The 22,952-nt window shown below is 59.3% G+C and carries 15 protein-coding genes, 1 tRNA gene and 2 rRNA genes (1 of these 18 running past the window's edge); 17 read left to right on the top strand and 1 reads right to left on the bottom strand.

Annotated features, from left to right (window positions below):
- Together TGR7_RS12065 and rrf are read left to right on the top strand one after the other, a co-directional pair.
- A 23S ribosomal RNA gene (locus TGR7_RS12065) occupies positions 1-2,691 on the top strand (it extends 194 nt beyond the left edge of the window).
- Positions 2,692-2,805: 114 nt separating this feature from the next.
- A 5S ribosomal RNA gene (gene rrf / locus TGR7_RS12060) occupies positions 2,806-2,921 on the top strand.
- Between the two features lie 404 nt (positions 2,922-3,325).
- On the opposite strand, the gene TGR7_RS12055 is transcribed toward rrf, so the two are convergent.
- Positions 3,326-3,976 carry a lytic transglycosylase domain-containing protein gene (locus TGR7_RS12055; RefSeq protein WP_012638957.1) on the bottom strand — a complete coding sequence of 217 codons (651 nt, stop codon included), beginning with the start codon at positions 3,974-3,976 and terminating at the stop codon, positions 3,326-3,328.
- A gap of 136 nt (positions 3,977-4,112) precedes the next feature.
- Between TGR7_RS12055 and TGR7_RS12050 the strand changes: the two genes are divergently transcribed.
- The 15 genes from TGR7_RS12050 (at position 4,113) to TGR7_RS11980 (ending at position 22,934) form a co-directional block, all read left to right on the top strand.
- Positions 4,113-5,054 carry a biotin--[acetyl-CoA-carboxylase] ligase gene (locus tag TGR7_RS12050; RefSeq protein WP_012638956.1) on the top strand — a complete coding sequence of 314 codons (942 nt, stop codon included), beginning with the start codon at positions 4,113-4,115 and terminating at the stop codon, positions 5,052-5,054.
- Positions 5,051-5,812 (top strand): type III pantothenate kinase, encoded by a 762-nt coding sequence (locus tag TGR7_RS12045; protein WP_012638955.1) that lies wholly within the window; start codon positions 5,051-5,053, stop codon positions 5,810-5,812. The genes TGR7_RS12050 and TGR7_RS12045 overlap by 4 nt, the downstream gene beginning before the upstream one ends.
- Positions 5,794-6,459, top strand: coding sequence for an SPOR domain-containing protein (locus TGR7_RS12040; protein ID WP_012638954.1), 666 nt, complete (start codon positions 5,794-5,796; stop codon positions 6,457-6,459). The genes TGR7_RS12045 and TGR7_RS12040 overlap by 19 nt, the downstream gene beginning before the upstream one ends.
- Before the next feature lie 45 nt (positions 6,460-6,504).
- Positions 6,505-6,580, top strand: a tRNA-Thr gene (locus TGR7_RS12035).
- Between the two features lie 368 nt (positions 6,581-6,948).
- Positions 6,949-8,538, top strand: a complete 1,590-nt coding sequence (locus tag TGR7_RS12030; RefSeq protein WP_245522980.1) for a TIGR03013 family XrtA/PEP-CTERM system glycosyltransferase — start codon at positions 6,949-6,951, stop codon at positions 8,536-8,538.
- Positions 8,539-8,751: 213 nt separating this feature from the next.
- Positions 8,752-10,836, top strand: coding sequence for an XrtA/PEP-CTERM system histidine kinase PrsK (gene prsK / locus TGR7_RS12025; protein ID WP_012638952.1), 2,085 nt, complete (start codon positions 8,752-8,754; stop codon positions 10,834-10,836).
- A 112-nt stretch (positions 10,837-10,948) separates the two neighbouring features.
- Positions 10,949-11,698 (top strand): GDSL-type esterase/lipase family protein, encoded by a 750-nt coding sequence (locus TGR7_RS12020; RefSeq protein WP_081434292.1) that lies wholly within the window; start codon positions 10,949-10,951, stop codon positions 11,696-11,698.
- 101 nt (positions 11,699-11,799) lie between these two features.
- Entirely contained in the window at positions 11,800-12,543 is a 744-nt protein-coding gene (locus tag TGR7_RS12015; protein WP_041441796.1) for a YdcF family protein, read from the top strand.
- A 131-nt stretch (positions 12,544-12,674) separates the two neighbouring features.
- Positions 12,675-13,958, top strand: coding sequence for an AAA family ATPase (locus tag TGR7_RS16830; protein WP_012638949.1), 1,284 nt, complete (start codon positions 12,675-12,677; stop codon positions 13,956-13,958).
- A gap of 288 nt (positions 13,959-14,246) precedes the next feature.
- A complete protein-coding gene (locus tag TGR7_RS12005; RefSeq protein ID WP_148211503.1) occupies positions 14,247-15,215 on the top strand; it encodes a sigma-54 interaction domain-containing protein in 969 nt (322 codons plus the stop codon).
- Positions 15,212-16,789: an exosortase C-terminal domain/associated protein EpsI gene (locus tag TGR7_RS12000; protein ID WP_012638947.1), complete on the top strand. Its 1,578-nt coding sequence runs from the start codon at positions 15,212-15,214 to the stop codon at positions 16,787-16,789. The genes TGR7_RS12005 and TGR7_RS12000 overlap by 4 nt, the downstream gene beginning before the upstream one ends.
- Positions 16,790-16,820: 31 nt before the next feature.
- Positions 16,821-19,655 carry an XrtA/PEP-CTERM system TPR-repeat protein PrsT gene (gene prsT / locus TGR7_RS11995; RefSeq protein WP_012638946.1) on the top strand — a complete coding sequence of 945 codons (2,835 nt, stop codon included), beginning with the start codon at positions 16,821-16,823 and terminating at the stop codon, positions 19,653-19,655.
- A gap of 156 nt (positions 19,656-19,811) precedes the next feature.
- A complete protein-coding gene (locus TGR7_RS11990) occupies positions 19,812-20,444 on the top strand; it encodes an XrtA/PEP-CTERM system exopolysaccharide export protein (protein ID WP_012638945.1) in 633 nt (210 codons plus the stop codon).
- Positions 20,445-20,487: 43 nt separating this feature from the next.
- Entirely contained in the window at positions 20,488-22,080 is a 1,593-nt protein-coding gene (locus TGR7_RS11985; protein ID WP_012638944.1) for an XrtA system polysaccharide chain length determinant, read from the top strand.
- Entirely contained in the window at positions 22,080-22,934 is an 855-nt protein-coding gene (locus tag TGR7_RS11980; protein WP_012638943.1) for an XrtA-associated tyrosine autokinase, read from the top strand. Before TGR7_RS11985 ends, TGR7_RS11980 begins: the two co-directional genes overlap by 1 nt.
- Positions 22,935-22,952 lie beyond the last annotated feature (18 nt).

The following is a 22,952-nucleotide window of genomic DNA, read 5'->3' as shown; positions in this document are numbered from 1 at the left end:
CATCTAAGTACCTGGAGGAAAAGAAATCAACCGAGATTCCGTCAGTAGCGGCGAGCGAACGCGGATTAGCCCAAAAGCTGCATTGGTTTTAGTGGAACGGTCTGGAAAGTCCGGCCATAGTGGGTGATAGCCCCGTACACGAAAAGGCCTTTGTAGTGAAATTGAGTAGGGCGGGACACGTGAAATCCTGTCTGAACATGGGGGGACCATCCTCCAAGGCTAAATACTCCCTACCGACCGATAGTGAACCAGTACCGTGAGGGAAAGGCGAAAAGAACCCCGGAGAGGGGAGTGAAATAGAACCTGAAACCGTGTGCGTACAAGCAGTGGGAGCCCTTCGGGGTGACTGCGTACCTTTTGTATAATGGGTCAGCGACTTACTTTCAGTGGCAAGGTTAACCGCATAGGGGAGCCGTAGGGAAACCGAGTCTTAATAGGGCGTTCAGTCGCTGGGAGTAGACCCGAAACCGGGCGATCTATCCATGGCCAGGGTGAAGGCGGGGTAATTCCCGCTGGAGGCCCGAACCCACTAATGTTGAAAAATTAGGGGATGAGCTGTGGATTGGAGTGAAAGGCTAAACAAGCTCGGAAATAGCTGGTTCTCCTCGAAAGCTATTTAGGTAGCGCCTCGTGTATCACTCCTGGGGGTAGAGCACTGTTATGGCTAGGGGGTCATCCCGACTTACCAAACCATTGCAAACTCCGAATACCAGGAAGTGCGAGCACGGGAGACACACGGCGGGTGCTAACATCAGTCGTGGAGAGGGAAACAACCCAGACCGCCAGCTAAGGTCCCAAAATCATGGCTTAGTGGGAAACGATGTGGGAAGGCAGAAACAGCCAGGAGGTTGGCTTAGAAGCAGCCATCCTTTAAAGAAAGCGTAATAGCTCACTGGTCGAGTCGGCCCGCGCGGAAGATTCAACGGGGCTCAAGCCATGTACCGAAGCTGCGGACTTACACTTTGTGTAAGTGGTAGAGGAGCGTTCCGTACGCCTGTGAAGGTGTGTCGAAAGGCATGCTGGAGGTATCGGAAGTGCGAATGCTGACATAAGTAACGATAATGCGGGTGAAAAACCCGCACGCCGAAAGCCCAAGGTTTCCTGCGCAACGTTAATCGGCGCAGGGTTAGTCGGCCCCTAAGGCGAGGCAGAAATGCGTAGTCGATGGGAAACAGGCTAATATTCCTGTACCTCGTGTTATTGCGATGGGGGGACGGAGAAGGCTAGATCAGCCGGGCGTTGGTTGTCCCGGTTTAAGCGAGTAGGGAGTGATTCCAGGAAAATCCGGTTTCACAATCCTGAGACGTGATGACGAGCTCCCACGGGAGCGAAGTGATTGATGCCATGCTTCCAAGAAAATCCTCTAAGCTTCAGATAGCACGAGACCGTACCCGAAACCGACACAGGTGGGCAGGGTGAGAATCCCAAGGCGCTTGAGAGAACTCGGGTGAAGGAACTAGGCAAAATGGTACCGTAACTTCGGGAGAAGGTACGCCTCTGATGGTGATGGGACTTGCTCCCTAAGCTGTTGGAGGTCGCAGAGACCAGGCCGCTGCGACTGTTTATTAAAAACACAGCACTCTGCAAACTCGAAAGAGGACGTATAGGGTGTGACGCCTGCCCGGTGCCGGAAGGTTAATTGATGGGGTCAGCCTTCGGGCGAAGCTCTTGATCGAAGCCCCGGTAAACGGCGGCCGTAACTATAACGGTCCTAAGGTAGCGAAATTCCTTGTCGGGTAAGTTCCGACCTGCACGAATGGCGTAACGATGGCGGCACTGTCTCCACCCGAGACTCAGTGAAATTGAAATCGCTGTGAAGATGCAGTGTACCCGCGGCTAGACGGAAAGACCCCGTGAACCTTTACTACAGCTTCACACTGAACTTTGAACCTGCTTGTGTAGGATAGGTGGGAGGCTTTGAAGCGGCGACGCCAGTCGTCGTGGAGCCAACCTTGAAATACCACCCTGGCATGTTTGAAGTTCTAACCTAGTCCCGTTATCCGGGACAGGGACATTGTGTGGTGGGTAGTTTGACTGGGGCGGTCTCCTCCCAAAGAGTAACGGAGGAGTGCGAAGGTACCCTCAGCGCGGTCGGAAATCGCGCACTGAGTGCAAAGGCATAAGGGTGCTTAACTGCGAGACAGACAAGTCGAGCAGATGCGAAAGCAGGTCTTAGTGATCCGGTGGTTCTGTATGGAAGGGCCATCGCTCAACGGATAAAAGGTACTCCGGGGATAACAGGCTGATACTGCCCAAGAGTCCATATCGACGGCAGTGTTTGGCACCTCGATGTCGGCTCATCACATCCTGGGGCTGAAGCAGGTCCCAAGGGTATGGCTGTTCGCCATTTAAAGTGGTACGCGAGCTGGGTTTAGAACGTCGTGAGACAGTTCGGTCCCTATCTGCCGTGGGCGTCGGAAATTTGAGAGGATCTGCTCCTAGTACGAGAGGACCGGAGTGGACGTACCTCTGGTGTTCCGGTTGTCACGCCAGTGGCATTGCCGGGTAGCTAAGTACGGAAGGGATAACCGCTGAAAGCATCTAAGCGGGAAGCCCACCTCAAGATGAGATTTCCCTGGACCCTCGAGGTCCCTAAAGGGCCGTCGGAGACTACGACGTTGATAGGCTGGGTGTGGAAGCGCAGTAATGTGTGAAGCTAACCAGTACTAATTGCCCGTGCGGCTTGACCATACAACCCCAAACAGTTTGGGCTGTATGTTGAGTCCGAAATCGACATAACACTGCGCCTAGAATGCTTTCTCGAATTCTGTGTATCGGAATTGACCGGTACACGGTACAAGTTTGCCTGGCGGCAATGGCGAGTGGGAACCACCCGATCCCATCCCGAACTCGGAAGTGAAACTGCTCAGCGCCGATGATAGTGTGGGGCTTCCCCATGCGAAAGTAGGTCACTGCCAGGCACCTATCCCAAACCCCGTGGTCTTTCTAGACTGCGGGGTTTTTTTTGGCCTGCATGGGGAAGCCGCTAAGCGGCGCTCCAGCCCCGCACACGAGGTGCGGGTCGCTCGCATTGGCTGCGTTCGTCCACTGGACGAACGGTCCTCGCTCGCCCCCATGCGAAAGTAGGTCACTGCCAGGCACTTATCCCAAACCCCGCTGTCCTTTGGACAGCGGGGTTTTGTTATGCGCGATTTTTTTCGCAAATGAGTCCGCTCGTGGCGTCAACCCTGGCAGTCATGGACATGCGCTGGGGACACCACAAGGGCACCAGGTCTGAGCAGTGACTTACTCGGTGGTCTTACGCTTGGATCAGAGCGCGGGTTTGATCACGGCTTCAGCCGCAGGCAAGGAGCGTGCGACTGTATCAGGGTGTTGAGGTCTGGGCCGTACCCGCCAGTCGTTCGTAGTGATCCATGACGCGGGTGATGTAATTGCGGGTTTCGTTGAAGGGTGGGACACCGTTGTGTCGGCGCACTGCACCAGGGCCAGCGTTGTAGGCGGCCAGGGCCAGGGTGATGTCCTGGTCAAACTCCTGCAGCATCCGATGCAGATAGCGAATACCGCCCCGGATGTTGTCGAGGGCATCGAAGCTGTTCTGCACTCCCAGCTCCCGCGCAGTCGCCGGCATCAGCTGCATCAGCCCCTGGGCGCCGACCCGGGAGACCGCCTGGCGGTCGAAGCAGGACTCCACCGTGATGACTGCACGGACCAGGTTCGGATCGATGCCATAGTGGGTAGCATAATGCCGCACGGTGGTGAGATAGGGTTCAGCCCTTTGCGCCAGGATGGTCGGCGTGATGCCATGACAGGAGTGACTTGCGGTCGGTCGCCCGTAGGATCCCACGTAGGTATAGTCGGGCCCCATGTTGCGCCGGTCGGTGAACCACTGGGTGCCGTCCGGGCTGCGATGGATATGTATCTGGCCCTGCGCCATGAGCGCGGCTGGCGCAGCCGCGCCGACAAACACGGCGCTGGTCAGCGCACAGTTCAGGAAGGTTCTGTGAAATGGTGACATTGTGTTCATTCCCTGTTGCCACGATCATAGCCGAAAGTCTTTGACGGACAGAACAGGATGTCACCCCATCAGCACCGTTGATCCACAAATCGTTCACGGGCTCTCGGTTCGGGATCAGGCTGCGATCCAGGATGCCATGTGTCTGCTGCAGGCGCTGGCAGACGGGCGGCCACATCCCGCGACAGCGCTTCCCGGCGCCTGGCACGCGTCTCGACGCAAGGACGCGCTTGAGCGACTGGATCGCTGGGGTCTTGGTGTCGTGCGCGACCAGGCCGGTATGCTGCGGCTCCAACGCCCCGTCGAACTCCTCGCGGAAGAGCGTATCTACCAGGCGCTTTCCGAGGATCTGCGTGCCAGATTGCGCCTGCACGTGTTCCCGGAGCTGGATTCCACCAGCGTCTGGCTCGGGCGACTGGATGCTGATAGCGGCGATGTCGCTTGTTTCGCGGAACACCAGAGCGCCGGACGGGGCCGGCGCGGCAGGGGGTGGCAGATGCCCTTCGGTGGCGGGTTGGCCATGAGCCTGCGTCGGGATGTCTCCCACTGGCCGGGGGTGCCGCCACGGCTGACGCTCGCCCTGGGCGTGGCTCTGGCCGAGGCGCTGGGTCATGACGAGATCGGTTTGAAGTGGCCCAATGATCTGGTCGCCCGCGGCCGCAAGCTCGGCGGTATCCTGGTTGAACTGCGCAGGCGGGAGCAGCGCTCTGTGTTGGTAGTCGGCCTGGGACTCAATCTGGCATTGCCCGCGGATGCTGCCATCGATCAACCCTGGATCGACCTCGCCGGACTCATGGGGACTGGCCTGCCGCCGAGGAATGCACTGGCGGGTCATCTGCTTGAGGCCCTTTCCCGGGCACTCGACGATTTCTACGCTCAACCGGCCGAGACCCTCCTGGCTCGCTGGTCCCGCTACGATGTGTTGTCCGGGGTTCCGGTCAGGGTGACTTCAGCCATGGATGAGGTGCTCGAGGGCGTGGCCCGTGGGGTGGATTCAGAAGGTCGGTTGCGGGTCGTGGGTCAGGATCGCGAGTGGTTGCTGGATGCGGGCGAGGTCAGTGTCAGGCGGGCGCTGCCATGAAACGCCTCCTGCTGGATGCAGGCAATAGTCGCATCAAGTGGGCCCTGGTCGGCGCTCCCGGGCAGGATCCGCCGCGGGGTGTCGTGTCCCCTGATGCCGACGGCCTGGAGGCATTGGGCAGGGGTCTTTCGCACCATTCCGGTCCGGAATCGATTCACGTGATCAGTGTCAGGGATGAGGGTTTCTTCGCGGAATTCCGCAGTTATTGCACACAACGGGGCTGGCCGGTGCCGCAGTTGCACCAGGCCGTCCGCGAGGCGCACGGCATCCGCAACGCTTACGCTGACCCGGGGCGCTTGGGTGCGGATCGCTTTGCGGCCATGGTCGGCGCTCGGCAACTGTTCGAGGGCAGTCTGGTGGTGATCGACTGCGGCACCGCCCTGACCCTGGATGCGGTCACACCCGATGGTGCGCACCTGGGGGGGGTGATCCTGCCAGGCCTCAGGCTTATGGCGATCGCCCTGGGGCAGGGGACTGCCCAGGTGGGTGACACGCCGGATGGGCCGCCGGCCCTGCTGGCGGACAATACCGCCGGCGCGGTGGCGGGAGGGGCGTTGTATGGTACGGCTGCGGCGGTGGACGGACTCTGCGAGCGCATTCAGTCGAATCTGTCAGATGCCCCGAGACGCATTCTTTGTGGCGGGGATGCGCCGCGCATCCTGAGTCAGCTCCAGGGCCGTTACGAATACTGTCCCTGGCTGGTGCTGCAGGGGCTGGACGTGATGACGGGGGGGCGTGCATGCGAACCCTGGTCCTGATTCTGGTGCTGCTCAACGGGGCGTATCTGTACTGGCAGACCCAGGTCAAGCCGCCCCGGGAGGCCGGCACCCCGGTCGAGAGCCTCGAGACCCGTAACGCCACCCGGCTGGTACTCCTGTCCGAACGTATTGCCGGGCCTGCGCCTGAAGCCCCGGCGAGCCCGGAAACGCTCGGCACTGCTCCGCGCTGGCATTGCGAAACCGTCGGACCGTTCGTATCACGGATGGAGGCCCAGACCCTCAGCGCCCAGCTGGAGGCTCAGGGGCTGATGGGGGACCTGCGCAGCGTCAGCCGGGAGATCGTCTCCAGTTACTGGGTATTCCTGCCGCCACGGGCGACCCGCGAGGCCGCGCTCAACCTGGCCCGGGACCTGGCCGGGCGCGGTCTGCTGGATCTCTATGTCATCGGTGAGGGGGAGCACCGCAACGGTATCTCCCTGGGCCTGTTTTCCGAGCACGAACGGGCCAGAAGGCGTGTGGAGCAGGTCGAGGCCATGGGTTACGGGCCACGTATCGAGGCGCGTACCCGCACTCAGACCCTCTACTGGCTGGATCTGGCCGGACCCGAGGAATCCTACGCCGATGTCACCCTGCCCGATGGGGTCAACCGCATGGAGCGGGCCTGCCCGCCCCTTGTGGTGCCTTGATTGGCGCCTGTCCCCGCCCTGGAGTACACTTCTCGACCGGATTGCGCTGGCGTAGCTCAGTTGGTAGAGCGGCTGATTTGTAATCAGTAGGTCGCAGGTTCGACTCCTGTCGCCAGCTCCACGATTGCGCAGCTCGTCCGGGACTCTGGATCCTCCATCCGAGCCCGGAGACCGAGTTTCCCCTGCCTTTGCCAAGGACCCGGTGCCTTAAAACATTTGCAATCTTCTGAACGTACACTATGCTATGCATAATGTGACCTGTGTCACATTGCTGGCTCGGGGGCTCACCTCTTCCTGATGGGCCAATCCGACCAAAACCGGTTTCATTGCAAGGGTTTGTTCCGACGCTTGAATCCCCGGTGTGAAGGGCCTCTCAGGCCCAGGGCCCCCTGGTTCAGGAAGGGGTATCATGTTGTATCTGGGCAGTCCTGCAGCCGTCTCAAATCGGCTCGGATCGGCTGCCCCCACGGCCAAGGAGGCGTGTGGATCATGACGCAGAAAGCTGAATACAAGGCCGCAGTCCCCAGTGAGTCGGGCATGTCCGGCTTCAGCGGCCCGGATCGCAGGCGGGCAGGCGAACGCGGATCCGTCCAGGCGCCCGAGCATGGCGGCGGTACGGTCACCATGCTGCCGGTCGCTGAGCCTGCAAGACGTCAGAAACCACGCGGCATCCGCCTCAAACACAGTCACGTCCAGATCCTCGGGCGCGAACTCTCCACCCCCCTGGTGGTGCTGGCCATGGCCGAGGCCGTGATCATCATGGCGGCCTTCTATCTCGCCGTGCAGTTTCGTTTCCCCCAGGGCGCGGCCCCCGTTGTTTTTGATGGCCTGGGCCTGAAGCTGGTGATCTTTGCCGCCGTAAACATGCTGGCCATGCTCAGCATGGGTCTCTACCGGCGCGGGTTCCGGGATTCCACCCTTGCGGTGGTCCTGCGTGTGGTCGGCGCGTTCGCCCTGGGTGCCGCGATGCTGGCTGCACTGTTCTATGCCTTTCCCTCGCTCCTGTTCGGTCGCGGCATCATGGTGCTGGCCATGGCAGGTGCCTTTGCGGGCGTGATCGTGACCCGTCTGGTCGGTGTGCGTCTGCTGGATCTGGACGCGCTCAAGCGTCGGGTGCTGGTGCTGGGTGCGGGGAACACCGCCACCCTGTTCAACCGGCTGCGCCGTCGCAGTGATCGGCGCGGTTTTGAGCTCTTCGGGTTTGTGCCCCAGGCTCAGGAAGTGAGTCTGGTGCCACAGGACAGCCTGGTGCATCTGGATCAGCCCCTGGACCAGTACGTGCGCGCCCACCAGATCGATGATGTGGTCATCGCCATGGATGATCCTCGCGGCGGGTTCCCGGTGGATGAACTGATGGCCTGCAAGATGAACGGGGTCAACGTGCTGGATGTCTCGGATTTCTTTGAACGGGAGGGCGGGTTCCTCAAGCTGGATATCCTGCGCCCGAGCACCATGATCTTCTCCCGGGGCTTCCGTCAGTGCCTGTACCGGGACTACGCCAAGCGCATGCTGGATGTTGCGACCAGTCTGGTTCTGCTCGCATTGGCCTGGCCCCTGATGCTGCTGACGGCGCTGGGCATCTGGATCGAGAGCCGGGGCAAGGGGTCAGTGCTGTTCCGTCAGGTGCGGGTCGGGCAGAACGGCAAGCCGTTCACCCTGACCAAGTTTCGCAGCATGGTCATGGATGCCGAGGGGGATGGCGTGGCCCGCTGGGCCCAGAAGCAGGACCCGCGCGTGACCCGCTTTGGCAATTTCATGCGCAAGACGCGCCTTGATGAACTGCCGCAGCTGTTCAACGTGTTGCGGGGTGACATGAGCTTTGTGGGTCCGCGTCCGGAACGCCCGGAATTCGTGGAACAGCTGGCCGCCAAGCTGCCCTATTACCATCACCGTCACTGGGTCAAGCCGGGCCTGACCGGCTGGGCGCAGATCAACTATCCCTACGGCGCTTCCGAGAAGGATGCCTTCGAGAAGCTCCAGTACGATCTCTACTATGTGAAAAACCAGAGCATCGCACTGGACCTGCTCACCATCATCCAGACCGTTGAAGTGGTCCTGTGGGGCAGGGGTTCCCGCTAACTTTGGCAACCAGGTGACCTTGCTTGCATGGTCACCTGGTGACCCGCAGTCTCCTGCGTACAGAATCCCGGATCGTCCTATCATTCCTGCCGACGACCGGTTTTCCTGGTTCCATGCGCCAAACCTGTGAGACCTCCCGCTTGCCTGCGATCCGTGCCACGAGTCACGAGAAGCCACGGATGTCTGACCTGATATGCCGTCGGGATCGATAGCATGAACATCGGCCTGACCGGCTACCTCCTGTCCGCCATTGCCTTTTCGGCGCTGCTGGCAATCCTGCTGATCGGCTGGAGACGTCCGGGCCCCGTGGGACATGTCTTGATGTGGGCGGTCGCCGTCAGCGTGCTCTGGTCTGTCCTGTTCGCCTGGCAGTGGAGCAGGCCCGTCTTCAATCCCGGCTTCCTGTTCATCATCGAGGTGTTCCGGGACAGCGCCTGGCTCGGCTTCCTGTGGCTGTTGAACTGGAAAGCCACGGGGCCTGAGGATCGAGCCAGACGGTATCTGGCCGCCATCGGTCTGGTGGCGGGCGTGATCGCCCTTGCGCTGGTGGTCCGCTTTGTCATCTCGCCTGCCATTGTCAGCGATGAACCGCTGCGTGATTTGTTGCTTCTTGGCAAGCTTGGCCTTGCCCTGTGCCTGCTCGTGATGATTGAGCATCTGCTGCGTTCCACCAGTTCCGCAGACCGGTGGCAGGTTAAGTACGTGGCCCTCGGTCTGGGGTGCGTCTACGTCTTCGAGTTCTATATCCATGCCGAGGCGCTGATGCTCGGCGGCATGTCCCAGCACATGCTGGATGCGCGCGGTTACATCTTCGCGCTGATGGCACCGCTCATCGCCATCTCGGCCGCGCGCAATCCTCGCTGGGAGCTGGACGTGTTCGTCTCCCGAGGTGTGGTGTTCCAGGGCGTGACCCTGATGGCGGCAGGTCTGTATCTAGTGATCATGGCCGCCGCCGGGTACTACGTGCGTGTCTTCGGCGGCGACTGGGGCACAGTACTGCAGGTGGTGTTCCTGTTCGCGGCCCTCATGGTGCTGGTCGGCGCACTGTTGTCCGAGAGGCTGCGTGCCCGGCTGCGTGTGTTTGTCAGCAAGCACTTTTTCAGTTACCGCTTCGATTATCGTGACGAGTGGCTGCGGTTCATCGCCACCATGTCGGCCACAGATAGCCACGAGGATCTACCGGTCCGGGTGATCAGGGCGCTGGCCAATATCGTGGACAGTGGCGGGGGGCAGATCTGGTTGCGGGATGGTGGCCGAACCTATCAGCTGGCGGGCGCCATTGGTATGCCTGGGCAGGTGGCGACCGGGATTGCGATAGACGACCCATTGCCGGTATTCCTGCACGACTCTGAATGGATCGTGGATCTTCCTGAATATCTTCAGTATCCAGAACGCTACGGGAACCTGGTACTGCCGTCCGTGCTGGACGATAAGGATGCCGTTTGGCTCATCGTGCCCCTGTTTCATGACCAGGATCTGATGGGCTTCGTGGTGCTCATGCCGTCGCTTTCCGTATCCCGCTTGACCTGGGAAGAGCGGGATCTGCTCAAGACCGCGGGCCTACAGGCGGCCACGCACCTGGCCCAACTGGATGCGTCTCGTGCGCTCGCGGAGGTCCGCCAATTCGAGGGCTTCAATCGCCTCTCGGCGTATGTGCTCCATGATCTCAAGAATCTCATTGCCCAACTTTCATTGGTGGTCAGCAATGCCAGGCGACATGGTGACAACCCTGCGTTCCTGAAGGATGCCATTGCGACGGTGGAGAACGCGGTCAATCGCATGAACCGGCTCATGGAGCAGCTCAGGAACGGCGATGTGGAGCCCAGGTATCAGATCGTCGATCTAGTTGATCTGTCCATCCAGGCCGTTAATAGCCGCTCTACGCACAGGCCAGTTCCTGAACTTGAGGTCGGAGGAGGTCCGTTTGTCGTACGAGGAGTCCGCGATAGGTTGCTATCTGTGATCAATCATCTGATACAGAATGCACAGGAGGCAACACCGCCGGATGGGGAGGTGCGGGTATATCTATGGCGAGATGCGGACCAAGTATATCTTTCCGTGAAGGATACGGGGTGCGGTATGGATGCGGATTTTGTTCGCAATCGTTTGTTCAAGCCATTTGATACCACAAAGGGGTTGACGGGGATGGGTATCGGAGCTTACGAATGCCGTGAGCTAGTGCGTTTCCTCGGCGGCAATGTTCAAGTGAAGAGTGAACCTGGCAAGGGCACTGAGATTCAAATCCAGCTGCCCTCCGACGTGGGAGATAGGTCTGGTATTACAGACGCGACGCGATGACGCTCTTCCGCATCTGGTGTTATTTTGCCTATCAATACTTGATGGGCTGCAACAGCTGAATTTGGAAGCCCCGTGGTTAACTGGGTTCCTATAATATCAACAGGTCGACCCAATGAGACTGTCTGTTCATTCTGGAATGGCGGAGCCTGGCAAGGGATGTTTTCAACGGCTTCTGGCTGTTGTCATCCTGATTGCAGGAATTCTGATGATTCTTCCTGGGCAAGTGGGAGGGGCCGCATTGGATACGAATTTTCGGGGCGTGGTCATTATCGGGGCGTCTTACGCTGCTGGCTGGGAAATCGCAGCCATCGAAGGTATTTCTGTCGTAAACAAGGGTGTGGGTGGTCAGGAAAGTCATGAGCTTTTAGGTCGATTTTCGAACGATGTGATTGCGCTCAATCCCCAGTACGTGATTGTCTGGGGATTCATTAATGATATCTTTCGCAGTGACCCAGAGCAGGTAGATAGCCGCTTGGCCCGCACCCGTGCGGACATTGCGCAGATGGTGGATATGGCGCGCGGCGAGGGTATCCAACCGGTGCTTGCAACCGAGATCTTGATGGCACGACCCCAGGGCCTGGTGAACGCACTCAGGGCATGGGTGGGTGCATTGAGAGGCAAGCAAGCCTATGGCGAAAGAGTCAATCAGCACGTGATGCAAACGAATGCCTGGTTGCGTGCCTACGCAGAGGAAAACAAGCTTCCGTTACTGGATTTTGAGAGTGCGTTGTCAGGAGGAGACGGCTGGCGTAAACAGCATTTCGCTACGGAAGATGGAAGTCATATCAGTCCTGCGGGCTACCAGGCCTTGAATGACTATGTCCTGGAAAAATGGCCAGAGTTCATGTCACCTGTACCCTGACTTCAACATGAGTCATCTCTTCAAGGCGCTCGTGCTGCTTGTCATGCGCAGCAATTTACCATTACGAGTCTCCACAACTTAAACCGTTCCCTATGGAAGCCATGCTCCAGTTTCTGGTGTTGCCCTCTGGCCTCTTGGTGCTCTGTCTGGCGGGTGCGCTGGTACTGTCTCCCTGGCGGCGTATGAGGCCGGGGGCTGCGGGATTGGTGGCGCTCGCTGCGGTGATTTATCTTGTCTTTGGATCCGGCCCCGTCGCTCATGCCCTGCTTGGGGGCCTCGAGTACCGATATCCGGCACCGGAGAACATGCCTGAACTCGACCATATTGTGGTGCTTGCCGCTTATGGAGCCCATGATCCAAGGGTTTCTGTCATCAATCAGGTCAACAGTCATGCCTTGATCAGGCTGGTGGAGGCTTCACTGCTGGCGCGCGAGCATCCTGAAGCGATTCTGACGGTCACTGGTGGTGGGGAGGTGCCAAAATTGATGGCGGATGTCCTCATCGTGCTAGGGGTGCCCGAGAGCAGGATCCGGGTTGAAGCGCTCTCCAGCAATACCTTTGAGAGTGCGTTACATCTGCAGGCCGAACTCAAGGATCAGCGTTTTGCGCTGGTTACATCAGCGGGTCATATGTCCCGTGCCATGATGGTCTTCCGGGGACAGGGGCTGGAACCCATTCCAGCCCCGACTGATTATCTGTCTTTCGCAGATATCTGGTCAGCGCAAATTATGGCCAAGCCGGGAAACCTGCTGCTGTCTGATCTGGCCATTCATGAGTACATCGCCCTGGTTTGGTATCGCTGGCGAGGTCTTGATGGGCGTGGCGAGGACCCAGGTTCGCACTGAGTTGTCGACCTGGCCTGGCCTAGTCTGATCCCGTTCCTGGGCTGTACGGAGGACTTGCAGGTGACGCGGCACACCTGCCAATATGCTTATTCGGATCGCTTCCCCACAACCCTTCATGTAGCCAAATACCCATGTACCTTGAATTCTTCAACCTGGACAGGCCGCCGTTTCAACTCGCGCCTGATTCGGGCTTTCTCTACATGAGCAAGCCCCATGCTCGGGCGCTGGCATACATGAAGTACACAGTACTCAATCGGGACGGTTTCGCGGTCGTTACCGGGGAAATCGGTTCGGGCAAGACTATCGTTCTGGAGCGGTTGCTGGACTCCCTGGATGACTCGGTGACTGTCGCCCGGATCCACCAGACCCAACTCTCCGAGGTGGAGTTTCTCCAGCACCTGGCCACCATACTCGGGATCAAGTCACCCCAGGGTACCAAGGTCGAGCTGATTGAGAAGCTCAATCGGTACCTGGCCGATCAGGGCCGGCGGCGCCGTAGTGTGTTGCTGGTGGTGGATGAGTCGCAGAATCTGGGAGTTACTGCGCTGGAGGAGATTCGTTTGCTCAGCGATGGCGAATCATCCCGCAACAAGGTGCTCAGTGTCATTCTGGTGGGGCAGCCGGAACTGGCCGACCGGCTTGACGACCCTGTCCTGGAGCAGCTTGAGCAGCGTATCCGTTTGCGATTCCATCTTCGGCCACTGAATGTGGGCGAGATCGGGGAGTATATTCGCCATCGACTGGAGGTCGCGGGGTGGCAGGGCGCTGATCTGTTTGATGATCATGCTGTGGAACTTATACACCACTATACCGGTGGTATTCCCCGCCTGATTAACGTCTTGTGTGACACGGTCTTGCTTGCCGCTTTCATTGAGGAAACCAGGGAAGTATCACGCGAGCTCGTCGAGTCGTCCATTGAGGAGCTTCAATGGGTGCCTTTCGAGCAGAGGCGTGCGATTCTCCCTGTGACGGAGGAAGCAGAGACTGTATCTTCCGAGGCTATAAGGCCAGCTGCCGCCACTGGTGCCAGACTGGTCGTGAGCCTCAAAGACCGGGTGCTCTCAACTCATATGCTCACCGAGCCAGTGGAGAGCATTGGGCGCATTACCGATAACCGTATCCAACTGGCCCACATGTCCGTCAGCCGGCATCATGCAGCGATACTCCATGTGGACCAGCACTTTTATCTAGTTGATTTCAACAGCTTGAATGGTGTCAAGGTTAACGGGGAACCTGTTGTCCGGCATCAACTCAGGGATGGGGATCGGATAGGTGTTGGCTGCTACCAGATGACATTCCATCTGGCTGCCGGCATCACGGTCCCGCGCAACAGCGTGCAAGAAGACACCATTACCGCCGAGCGAGGTTTCCCAGATCGACTGCAACAGACCCGGGTGAGTTCCTCCCCCAGCTGAATTTGAGCGGCGAGTATCTCGGCAAGATGCATCTTCGTCTCTCTGTCTTCTGACACTTCAGTGCCTGTGCCTCCCGGTGATGCATGTTGGCACAAGGATTGCCTTGCCATCTGCCTCCCCTAGTGTCAATAAGAAAATCCTTGAAATGTGAAGCCCATCAACTGTAAATTGAGTCGTCACCTTAGGTGATTATCGACCATAATTGTGTAAATTATTTCGACAGTCACTGGTTGGAGTTGCGTCGCCTCTGGCGCACAGTGCAACTTAGCAATTCACGGATTGAGCCGCATGAGGAATTCGCACGCGATGGTTGATGGTGCTCGCCTGAAGGTGCCTTTGGAAGGCATTTGGGCTGGCAGTCCAGAGATGCTGCGTGTCTGTGAGGCAGCGGAACGTGTCGCGAGTACCGATGCATCAATCATGCTGCTCGGAGAGAGCGGCACGGGCAAGGAGTTGTTAGCCCGGGCGGTGCACCGCTTAAGTGCCTACAGCAACGGCCGGTTCGTGGCCATCAACTGCGCCGCTATTCCAGACAGTCTTCTTGAAAGTGAACTGTTCGGGTACGAGAAGGGTGCCTTTACGGATGCGGGTCAGCGCACCCGTGGAAAGATCGAACTGGCTCATGAGGGCACGCTTTTCCTGGACGAAATCGGAGATCTGCCCCTGTCGCTTCAGGCCAAATTGCTGCGTTTTCTGCAGGAGCGAACGATCGAGCGTGTCGGGGGCAGGACCGAAATACCCGTCAACACAAGGATTCTCTGTGCTACCCACCGTGATCTTCAGGGCATGATCTCTGAAGCAAGCTTCCGTCAGGATCTGTACTACCGGCTCAGCGAAATCACCTTCACTATCCCGCCATTGCGCGATCGCAGTGGCGAGGTCCTGCTTCTGGCGAAGAGATTTTTGGATCAATACAGCGCTGAACTCGCTCGGCCACTACGTGGTTTCAGTCATCAGGCATTGGCGGCGTTGGAGGAATACGACTGGCCCGGCAATGTCCGCGAGTTGGAGAACCGCGTGCGCCGTGCGGTCATTCTTTGCGACAAGATGGAAATCACGCCCCAGGATCTGGAGTTGAGCGGGGCAAAAATCCCCGAGGAGAGTTTCAAATTGCGTCATGTGCGCCGCCTGGCCGAGGAGCGTGCCGTACGCAAGGCCTTGGCGTATTGCGAAGGCAATATATCCAGGGCGGCCAGTCTGCTTGGCGTAAGTCGCCCCTCTCTCTACGACCTCATGCGCAAGCTGGGGGTGACATGAACACTGCTGCACTGGGCGGTCGTATCTCCAGCATGGTGTTGCCGTCGTTCTTGCTGATGCTGTTGTTGGGGCTTGTGCTACTGGTCTACCGGGATGTGTTCGCCGGATTGTGGAGCCTTTGGCTCAGTCCGGATGACTTCACCTACTCCCACGGAACCATGTTGTTGGCCCTATCGGTGGGTATTGCGGCACATACGCTTTGGCGTGACCCGGCTGCGCTTCGTTGGGCGCCCAGTTACTCCGGTGGCCTGGTTCTGATCGCGGCGGTGTCGCTGTGGATGCTTTCAACGCTCATGGTGGTCAAAGTGGGCGCCATGTTGAGTGCCTGGATGATTGTCGTGGGAACTGTCTGGGCAGCCTTCGGCATGCAGGGTCTGCGTCGGCTCGCCCTGCCATTAGGGCTGGTGGTGTTTGCCATACCCATGTGGTTCTTTATCAATGAGCCTCTGAGGCTCTTGACGGCCCATGCAGTCAGCCTATTGCTCGCCGCAACCGGTGTTCCCAATATTCTTGAGGGGGCGATCATAGGTGTGGTCCCCGGCAGTTTCTATGTGGATGACAACTGCACCGGACTGCGCCAGCTTGTAGTGGCGATGCCGCTTGCCCTGTTGTATGCCGCATGGGTGAGCCTGCGGCCGATCTATGGCGTGGTGGTGTTTGTCTCCGCCATTGTGCTGTCATTCGCCATGAATACCCTGCGCATCTACATCGTCGTCATGGCTGGCGTGATGACCGACATGCAGCATTATCTGGTGCGTGAGGATCACGTGACTCTGGGCTGGGTCCTGTTCGGTATTGGTATGGCCGGTTTCTTTTTTCTTGCCGGACGGCTGATGCCTGAGCGCTGGTACCGTGCTGACAGCACGACGCCCCCCGCACGTCCCGAGTCGCCCGCTACTACCCGGCCTGCTGCAAGCCTTTTGGTCATCCTGACCATTGCCATCGCCCTTGCCGTGCCGCTGGGCGTCAATCGCAGCGTCTCTGAAGTCGATGGTTTGGCCGGGCATGGGTTGTCATTGCCCGAGGCGTTTGGGCCCTGGCGCATGGAGACCGGTGCCTGGAAGCCGATATTGGCTGGGCGGTTTCGCGACCCGGACCTGCAAGGTCAGGTGGTCTATCGACGCGAGGACGGGGCACGGGTGCAGGTCCACGTGGCCTGGTTCCAGACACAAAGGGAAGAGCGCAAACTGGTGTCTTGGGACAATCGTGCTTTTGATCCAGCGCTTTGGCATCAGCAAGATTGGAATCGCCACAGCGTTTCAACGGACACGCAGCCCGCTGTGGTCCGTGAAGATCTCTTGAGTTCTGCTCAGCACGGCCAGCGTCTGGTGTGGTCCTGGTACCAATTGGCCGGTCGTACGTCTGCGAGCGATCGGTCTGCGTTGATGACGGGTATGCTCGGCGCCCTGTGTGGAAGACCCGACGGGGCTATGTGGGTGATCACTCCACTGGGTTCTGCGGGAGCCGAACGCGATCGAGTGTTGCTGGCTGAATTTCTGTATGCTGGCGGGATGCCATTGACGGATGCCGTACAGACATTGTCACAGCGGATCCATGCCTCATCATGGTGCTGAGCCAAGGGGCAAGGGTGACGGGAAACGCCGTATGTTCAGAGACATGATGCCCATGGTGTATGGAAACGACGGATCGGCTGGTCGTACTCTGCGTGCGTTCGTTGGGGCGATACTGCTTCTTGTGCTTGCAAACCTGCTGGGTTGTTCCCCGGGAGAGGACAGCGCCACTCGCCTGGAAAGGGCGCAAACGCTGGAGGCTGCGGGCGACGTGCGAGCCGCCGCCTTTGAACTGCGGCGCATCCTTCAGGATGATCCGGACCATGCTCAGGCACGCTTTGGCCTAGGGCGCTTAAATGTCCTGGCCGCACGAGGCGACGCCGCACAGCGTGAATTACGAAGGGCGCTGGAACTGGGTATTCCGGGCGATGAGGTGATGCCCTGGCTGATTGACGCACTCCTGATCCAGGAGCGGTTTGCCGATGCACTTTCAGAAGTTTCCTCCCTGCTCTCTGCAGACAATGCATCTACCGCCCGATGGCTGTTGCGCCGGGTTGAGGCGAACCTGGGTCTGGGGCGATACGATGAACTATCAACTGATCTGGACGCGATCGCCGATTACGGTGTCGAGCAGGCCCGCGTGTGGATGGCTCAGGCCCAGTTCGCTAACCACCAAGGTGATTCTGCTGCCGCGCTGAATCTGGCCCGCAAGGCCGCGCGGGCCGACCCCGATGACCCGCGAACCGCTTTCACGCATGGCTGGCTTGCCCTGAGGCAGGCACTGTTCCAGGAAGCGGAATCAGCGTTGCTGGAATCCACGCGCGCTGCACGTGCTCGTGCCAATGATTCTGATCTCACCCGTGCCAATCTGCTGCTGGTTGAAGCCCGTTTGGGGCAGGGCAAGACCTCAGAGGCCGAGGCGGTTATCGTTGAACTTGAGTCGCTGCTCGGTGACATCCCTGAGCTCAGCTATCTGAAAGGTCTGGTTGCCTATCGTCAGGGTAATTTTGGGGTGGCGCGGGATTCGCTACGGGATACGCTTCAACGCAGGCCCGAGCATCATCAGGCCAGGTTGCTTGCGGGAGGTACGGCCTTTGCGTTGAATGAGTACGAAGAGGCATCCCGTCAGTTGCGCCGCTATCTGGCCGTGGTGCCATCCAATGACGCCGCCCGCCGGTTGCTGGCTGCTGCTCAAGCCCGGCTGGGGCGTCACGGTGATGCCATGGCCGTCCTTGAGCCCTTGCGCGCGGGCGGTCAGGATGCCGAAAGTGTCGCATTGCTGGCCATGATTGGCCGCTCCGCCACGGTCTCAGGAGAATTTGAGACAGCAGAAAGTGCCTTCAGGGAGGCATTGGCCGCATCTCCGGGGGATCCAGCCTTGCGTGGGGACCTGGCGCGGCTGCATGCCGCCCAGGGTCGCTACGATGAGGCGATTGATCAGCTTTCCGCCCTGGTCAGGGAAGGGGATGCCGCCGCAGAACTGTTCCTGGTGCGCACGCTGGTGGCCAGTGGCAACGTGGCGCTGGCCTTGAGTCAGGCGCGGGCCCTTGCGGAGCGCAGTCCTGACCGTCCCGAGTGGCACACCTTGGTGGGCCTGATTCAATTACAGCAAGGTGAACGAACGCAAGGTCGAGCAAGCCTCATCAATGCTTTGAACGTGGATGATGCATATCTTCCGGCCCTGCTCGCCTTGGGTCGCCTGGGGCTCGAAGAAGGCAATCAGGCCTCTGCTGAGCGATACTTCAATGCGGTGCTGCGAATTGAGCCACGCCATGGTCTGGCCATGCTCGGGCTTGCCGAGTCAGCCGTGCGGCGCGGTGATGTTTCCACGGCGGAATCCTGGCTGCAACGGGCAGTCGAGGCCAATCCGGACGCTGTTCTGCCCCGGCTCTGGTTAAGTCGTTTTCATGCGCAGTCAGGCAATGCGGATGCTGCCATCAGCACGGCCCGTGAGGCCGTGGCTGCCTCACCCCGGGATCCACGCGCGCTTGGCCTGCTGGCCGAGTTGCAGGCTCGAAACGGTGATCTTGATGGCGCGGCGGATACCTATGGCATGCTCATCAATGTGGTTCCCGATGATCTGACCGGCCGGTTGGCCCTGGCAGGCATCGCGGCGCAGCAGGGCAGGGAGGGGGAGGCTCGTCAGCACATCAATGCCGCCCTTGAAGTGGCTCCACGGGATCTGCGTGTACTGGAACAGGCTGGCAGGGTCGAGCTGATCCTGGGCCAGGTGGATGCGAGCCTCGCCTATGCGCGTCAGGCGCGCGAGTCCTACCCGTCTTCCCCGGTCGGATGGATGCTGGAGGCTGATGCCCTTGTAAGTGCCGGGCGGCATGAACAGGCACGTGATGCTTACGCCCGGGCCCATCGCGTCTTGCCTGCCTCGCTGAGCGCCCGCCGTCTGGCGCAAATGGCGGAGCGCGCCGGTGACGAGCGACAGGCGCTTGAGGTGCTGCAGGATTGGCTGGAAACGAGTCCACAAGATGTTTCGGCCATGCTCAATCTTGCCATGCTGCACCAGCGACATGGACGTCGCAACGAGGCGGAGGTGCTCTATGGACAAGTGCTGACCTTTGACCCCGATCAGGTGGCGGCCCTGAACAATCTCGCCTGGCTCTATCATGAGCGGCAGGACAGCAGGGCACTGGAAATGGCACGCAAGGCCTATGAGCTTCAGCCGGGCGCTGCAACCTCGCACACCTATGGCTGGATGCTGGTCGAAAGTGGTGATGTGGCCAGTGGGCTGTCCCTGATTGAATCGGCGGCAGAGGCGGCCCCGATTCCGGAGGTGAGATACCGCCTGGCAGTTGCTTTGACCCGGGCCGGAGATGACCCACGGGCACGCCAGGTGCTTGGCCAGTTGCTGGGCGAACACGCTCAATTCCAACAGCGCACCGAGGCAGAGGCCCTTTACCGGAGTCTGCAGTAGTACCTGGATTGCGACGGCGAGCAAGAATGACAGGCAAGGGTCAGCCCGGGCATTCTGCGTCCAGCGTGGCGATTGTCCTGGCAGGCTCCCAGGCGATCCATTTTTGAGGATGCGCTGGATTAGATACAAAAACGCATGGTGGCAAGGAGAAGGGAAATGCTCAAGTCAATGTATGTGAGTAAGTGGCTGCGCTGGAGTGGTCTGGTGCTGGTTGTGATGTTGTTGGGTGCTTGTGCGGCGGGACCTGATGTGCCCTTGAGCGAGGCGCCGGCTGCACAGGCGGAACCCCGCTATACCATCGGGCCCGGTGACCAGCTCAACGTTTTTGTCTGGGGTAACCCGGACCTGACCGTGACAGTGCCGGTCCGACCCGATGGCAGGATCACGACGCCTCTGGTGGAAGATGTTCAGGCCAGTGGCAAGACGCCCACGGAACTTGCCCGGGACATCGAGCAAAGTCTGGCCCACTATGTACAGAACCCGATTGTAACCGTGACGGTCACCAATTTTGTGGGCACCTCTACCGAACAGATCCGGGTGATCGGTCAGGCCGTACAGCCCCGTTCCATTCCCTACCGTGTGGGCATGACCGTGCTGGACGTGATCATCGAGGTGGGAGGGCTCACAGAGTTCGCCGCAGGCAACCGGGCGACCATTATCCGGGGGCCAACGGGGGCGCAGCAGGCATTTCGCGTCCGATTGTCGGATCTTGTGACACGGGGTGATATCTCAGCCAATGTACCCATGCAGCCGGGCGACGTCCTGATCATTCCGGAATCCTGGTTCTGAAAAAACCGGGTGAGGATCGTCCCGCCAGTGAGGCAGTGCCCTAATGCAGAAGTTGATCGAAAAGCTGTTGTTACTGATACGCGGAATGTGGCGATTCCGTTGGTATGGAATCCTCGTCGCGTGGCTGGTCTGCATAGCAGGATGGTACGGACTCTCCAAGGTGGATAATGTCTATGAGGCGAGTGCCACGGTGTACGTCGATACCGACTCTATGCTACGTCCGCTGCTGCGGGGGCTGGCGGTGGATATCAATGTGGGTGAGAAGCTGGGCCTCATGAGTCGCCAGCTCCTGAGTCGCCCCAATCTTGAGAAGGTCATCCGTATGACCGATCTGGATCATGGTGCGACTACGCCCGCAGCACAGGAGCGGATCCTTCAAGACCTCACGCGCAACGTCAATCTGCAACAGACGCACGCCGCCCGGCCCCTGGCACCCAGGAGCCCGGACCTCTATGTGATCAGTTCGCGTCACAAAGATCCGGAGATGGCACGCAGAATCGTCGAAGCGTTACTTTCGACCTTTGTGGATGAAACCGCTGGAGAGAGACGGCAGCGTAGCGATGTTGCCCAACAGTTTCTTGTCCAACAGATTGCAGAGTATGAATCCCGTCTGGTCGAGGCGGAAGACCGACTCAGAGAGTTCAAGCGCGAGCATATCGACGTGCTTCCTGATCAGGAAGCCAATTACTATGGCCGACTGCAGGCAGCAAGGTCTAACCTTGAGGCAGTGGAGCTTGCGTTACGCGAGGCCAATTTCCGTCGCGACGAATTGCGTCGTCAGCTTGAGGGAACTCCTTCCACGCAGCGCGGCTTGTCAGCTGACGGCGCTCTTGTGCAGACGCCCACGGAAGAGCGCTTGCTTACTCTGCAGAGACGCTTGGACGAGTTGCTTCTTCGTTTCACGGAGAACCACCCGGACGTCGTCCAGACGCGCCGCAGTATCGAAGCCCTGGAAGTGCAGCGCGATCGAGAACTCTCGGGCATAGATCCCGCTTCCAGTAGCTCAGCGGTGGCCAATCCGCTGCACCAGCAGTTGCGACTTGCCCTCGGAGAGGTGGAAGGCGAGATCGCCGCGCTCAGGGTGCGTCGCGATGAGTTCAGCACGCGTGTCCAGCGATTGCAGCAGCAGCTGGAGATCATTCCCCAGGTTGAGGCGGAACTGCGGCGTCTGGATCGCAACTATGAAATCTACCGCGATCAGTACAATTCCCTTGTTGCCCGTCGTGAGTCTGCCCGGATATCTGAGGACGTGGAGCAGACGGGCCAGGATGTGCGTTTCCGCGTCATTGAACCACCTCGTACACCGGCCACCCCCATCTTTCCTGGCAGGCTCAAATTTTCCGCGGCCATCCTGCTGATGGGCCTTGGCGCCGGAGCCGGCGTTGCATTGCTCATGTCCCAGCTGTTTCCGGTGGTCCACGGCCGACGCATGCTTGGTGACTTGAGCGGGCGGCCCGTATTCGGTGCTGTAACCAGGGTATTGACGCCTCGGGCACGCTGGATGATGCGTCTTGATTTTGCGGCGTTTGCTACGGTTATCGCCTTGATGATTCCGGCCTTCCTGATGGCTGTGTACATGCAGCTGACGGGCCGCAGCCTCATGGCTGCGGTGACATCACTGGGGGGCCTTGTGTAATGGATATCTTCGAACGCGCTGTGAATAACGCCGGCGATGCTGTATCACCCCGCGTTGCAAAGCCAGTCAAGCTGCCTCTTGCCCGTGAGCAGGAGGCTAACGACAGGCAGGGTGTGGAGTGCCGTATAGATCTTGAGTCCCTGCACAAGTCCGGCTATCTGACGCCGGGCAGGACACAGACACGCCAGGCCGAAGAATACCGACTGCTCAAAAGGCCGGTGCTCATGAATGCCTTCGGTAAAGGCAGTGAACTTATTGAAAGGGGCAATCTGGTAGCAGTCACCAGCGCGCTGCCCGGAGATGGCAAGACGTTTACGTCGCTCAATCTGGCCATGAGCATTTCACAGGAGCAAGACAGAACCGTTTTGCTGATCGATGCTGATCTCTCCAAGCGGTCACTGAGCCACCTGCTGGGGCTGGATCAGGCCAAGGGGCTGATAGATGTACTCAAAGGCGATGACGTGAGTCTGTCGGACGTGATCAACCGAACTAATATTCCCAAGCTCAGGGTCATCCCTGCAGGTTCCCCCTCGCCCGATGTGACCGAATTGATGGCCAGTGAGCAGATGGAATCACTCATGGCGGAACTGGCTGCCCGGTATGACGATCGGATTATCCTGCTGGATACACCCCCGCTGCTCTCCACGAGCCAGGCTCAGATTCTCACCCACCTGGTGGGACAAACTCTCATGGTCGTCCGCGAGGGGAAAACGCCCCAATCCGCCATTGACGAGGCATTGGATATGCTCGAAGAGAATGACGTGGTCGGGATGGTCCTCAATTATTGCGGGCGTAGCAAGGGATCGTCCTACTACGGCGGATATTATGGCGGGTCTGAGGACCGGGAGGGCTGATGTCTGCAGGTTGCCATC

It is taken from the genome of Thioalkalivibrio sulfidiphilus HL-EbGr7, assembly GCF_000021985.1.
In the GTDB taxonomy this organism is placed as follows: domain Bacteria; phylum Pseudomonadota; class Gammaproteobacteria; order Ectothiorhodospirales; family Ectothiorhodospiraceae; genus Thioalkalivibrio_A; species Thioalkalivibrio_A sulfidiphilus.
This window is presented reverse-complemented; position numbering and strand designations above follow the sequence as displayed.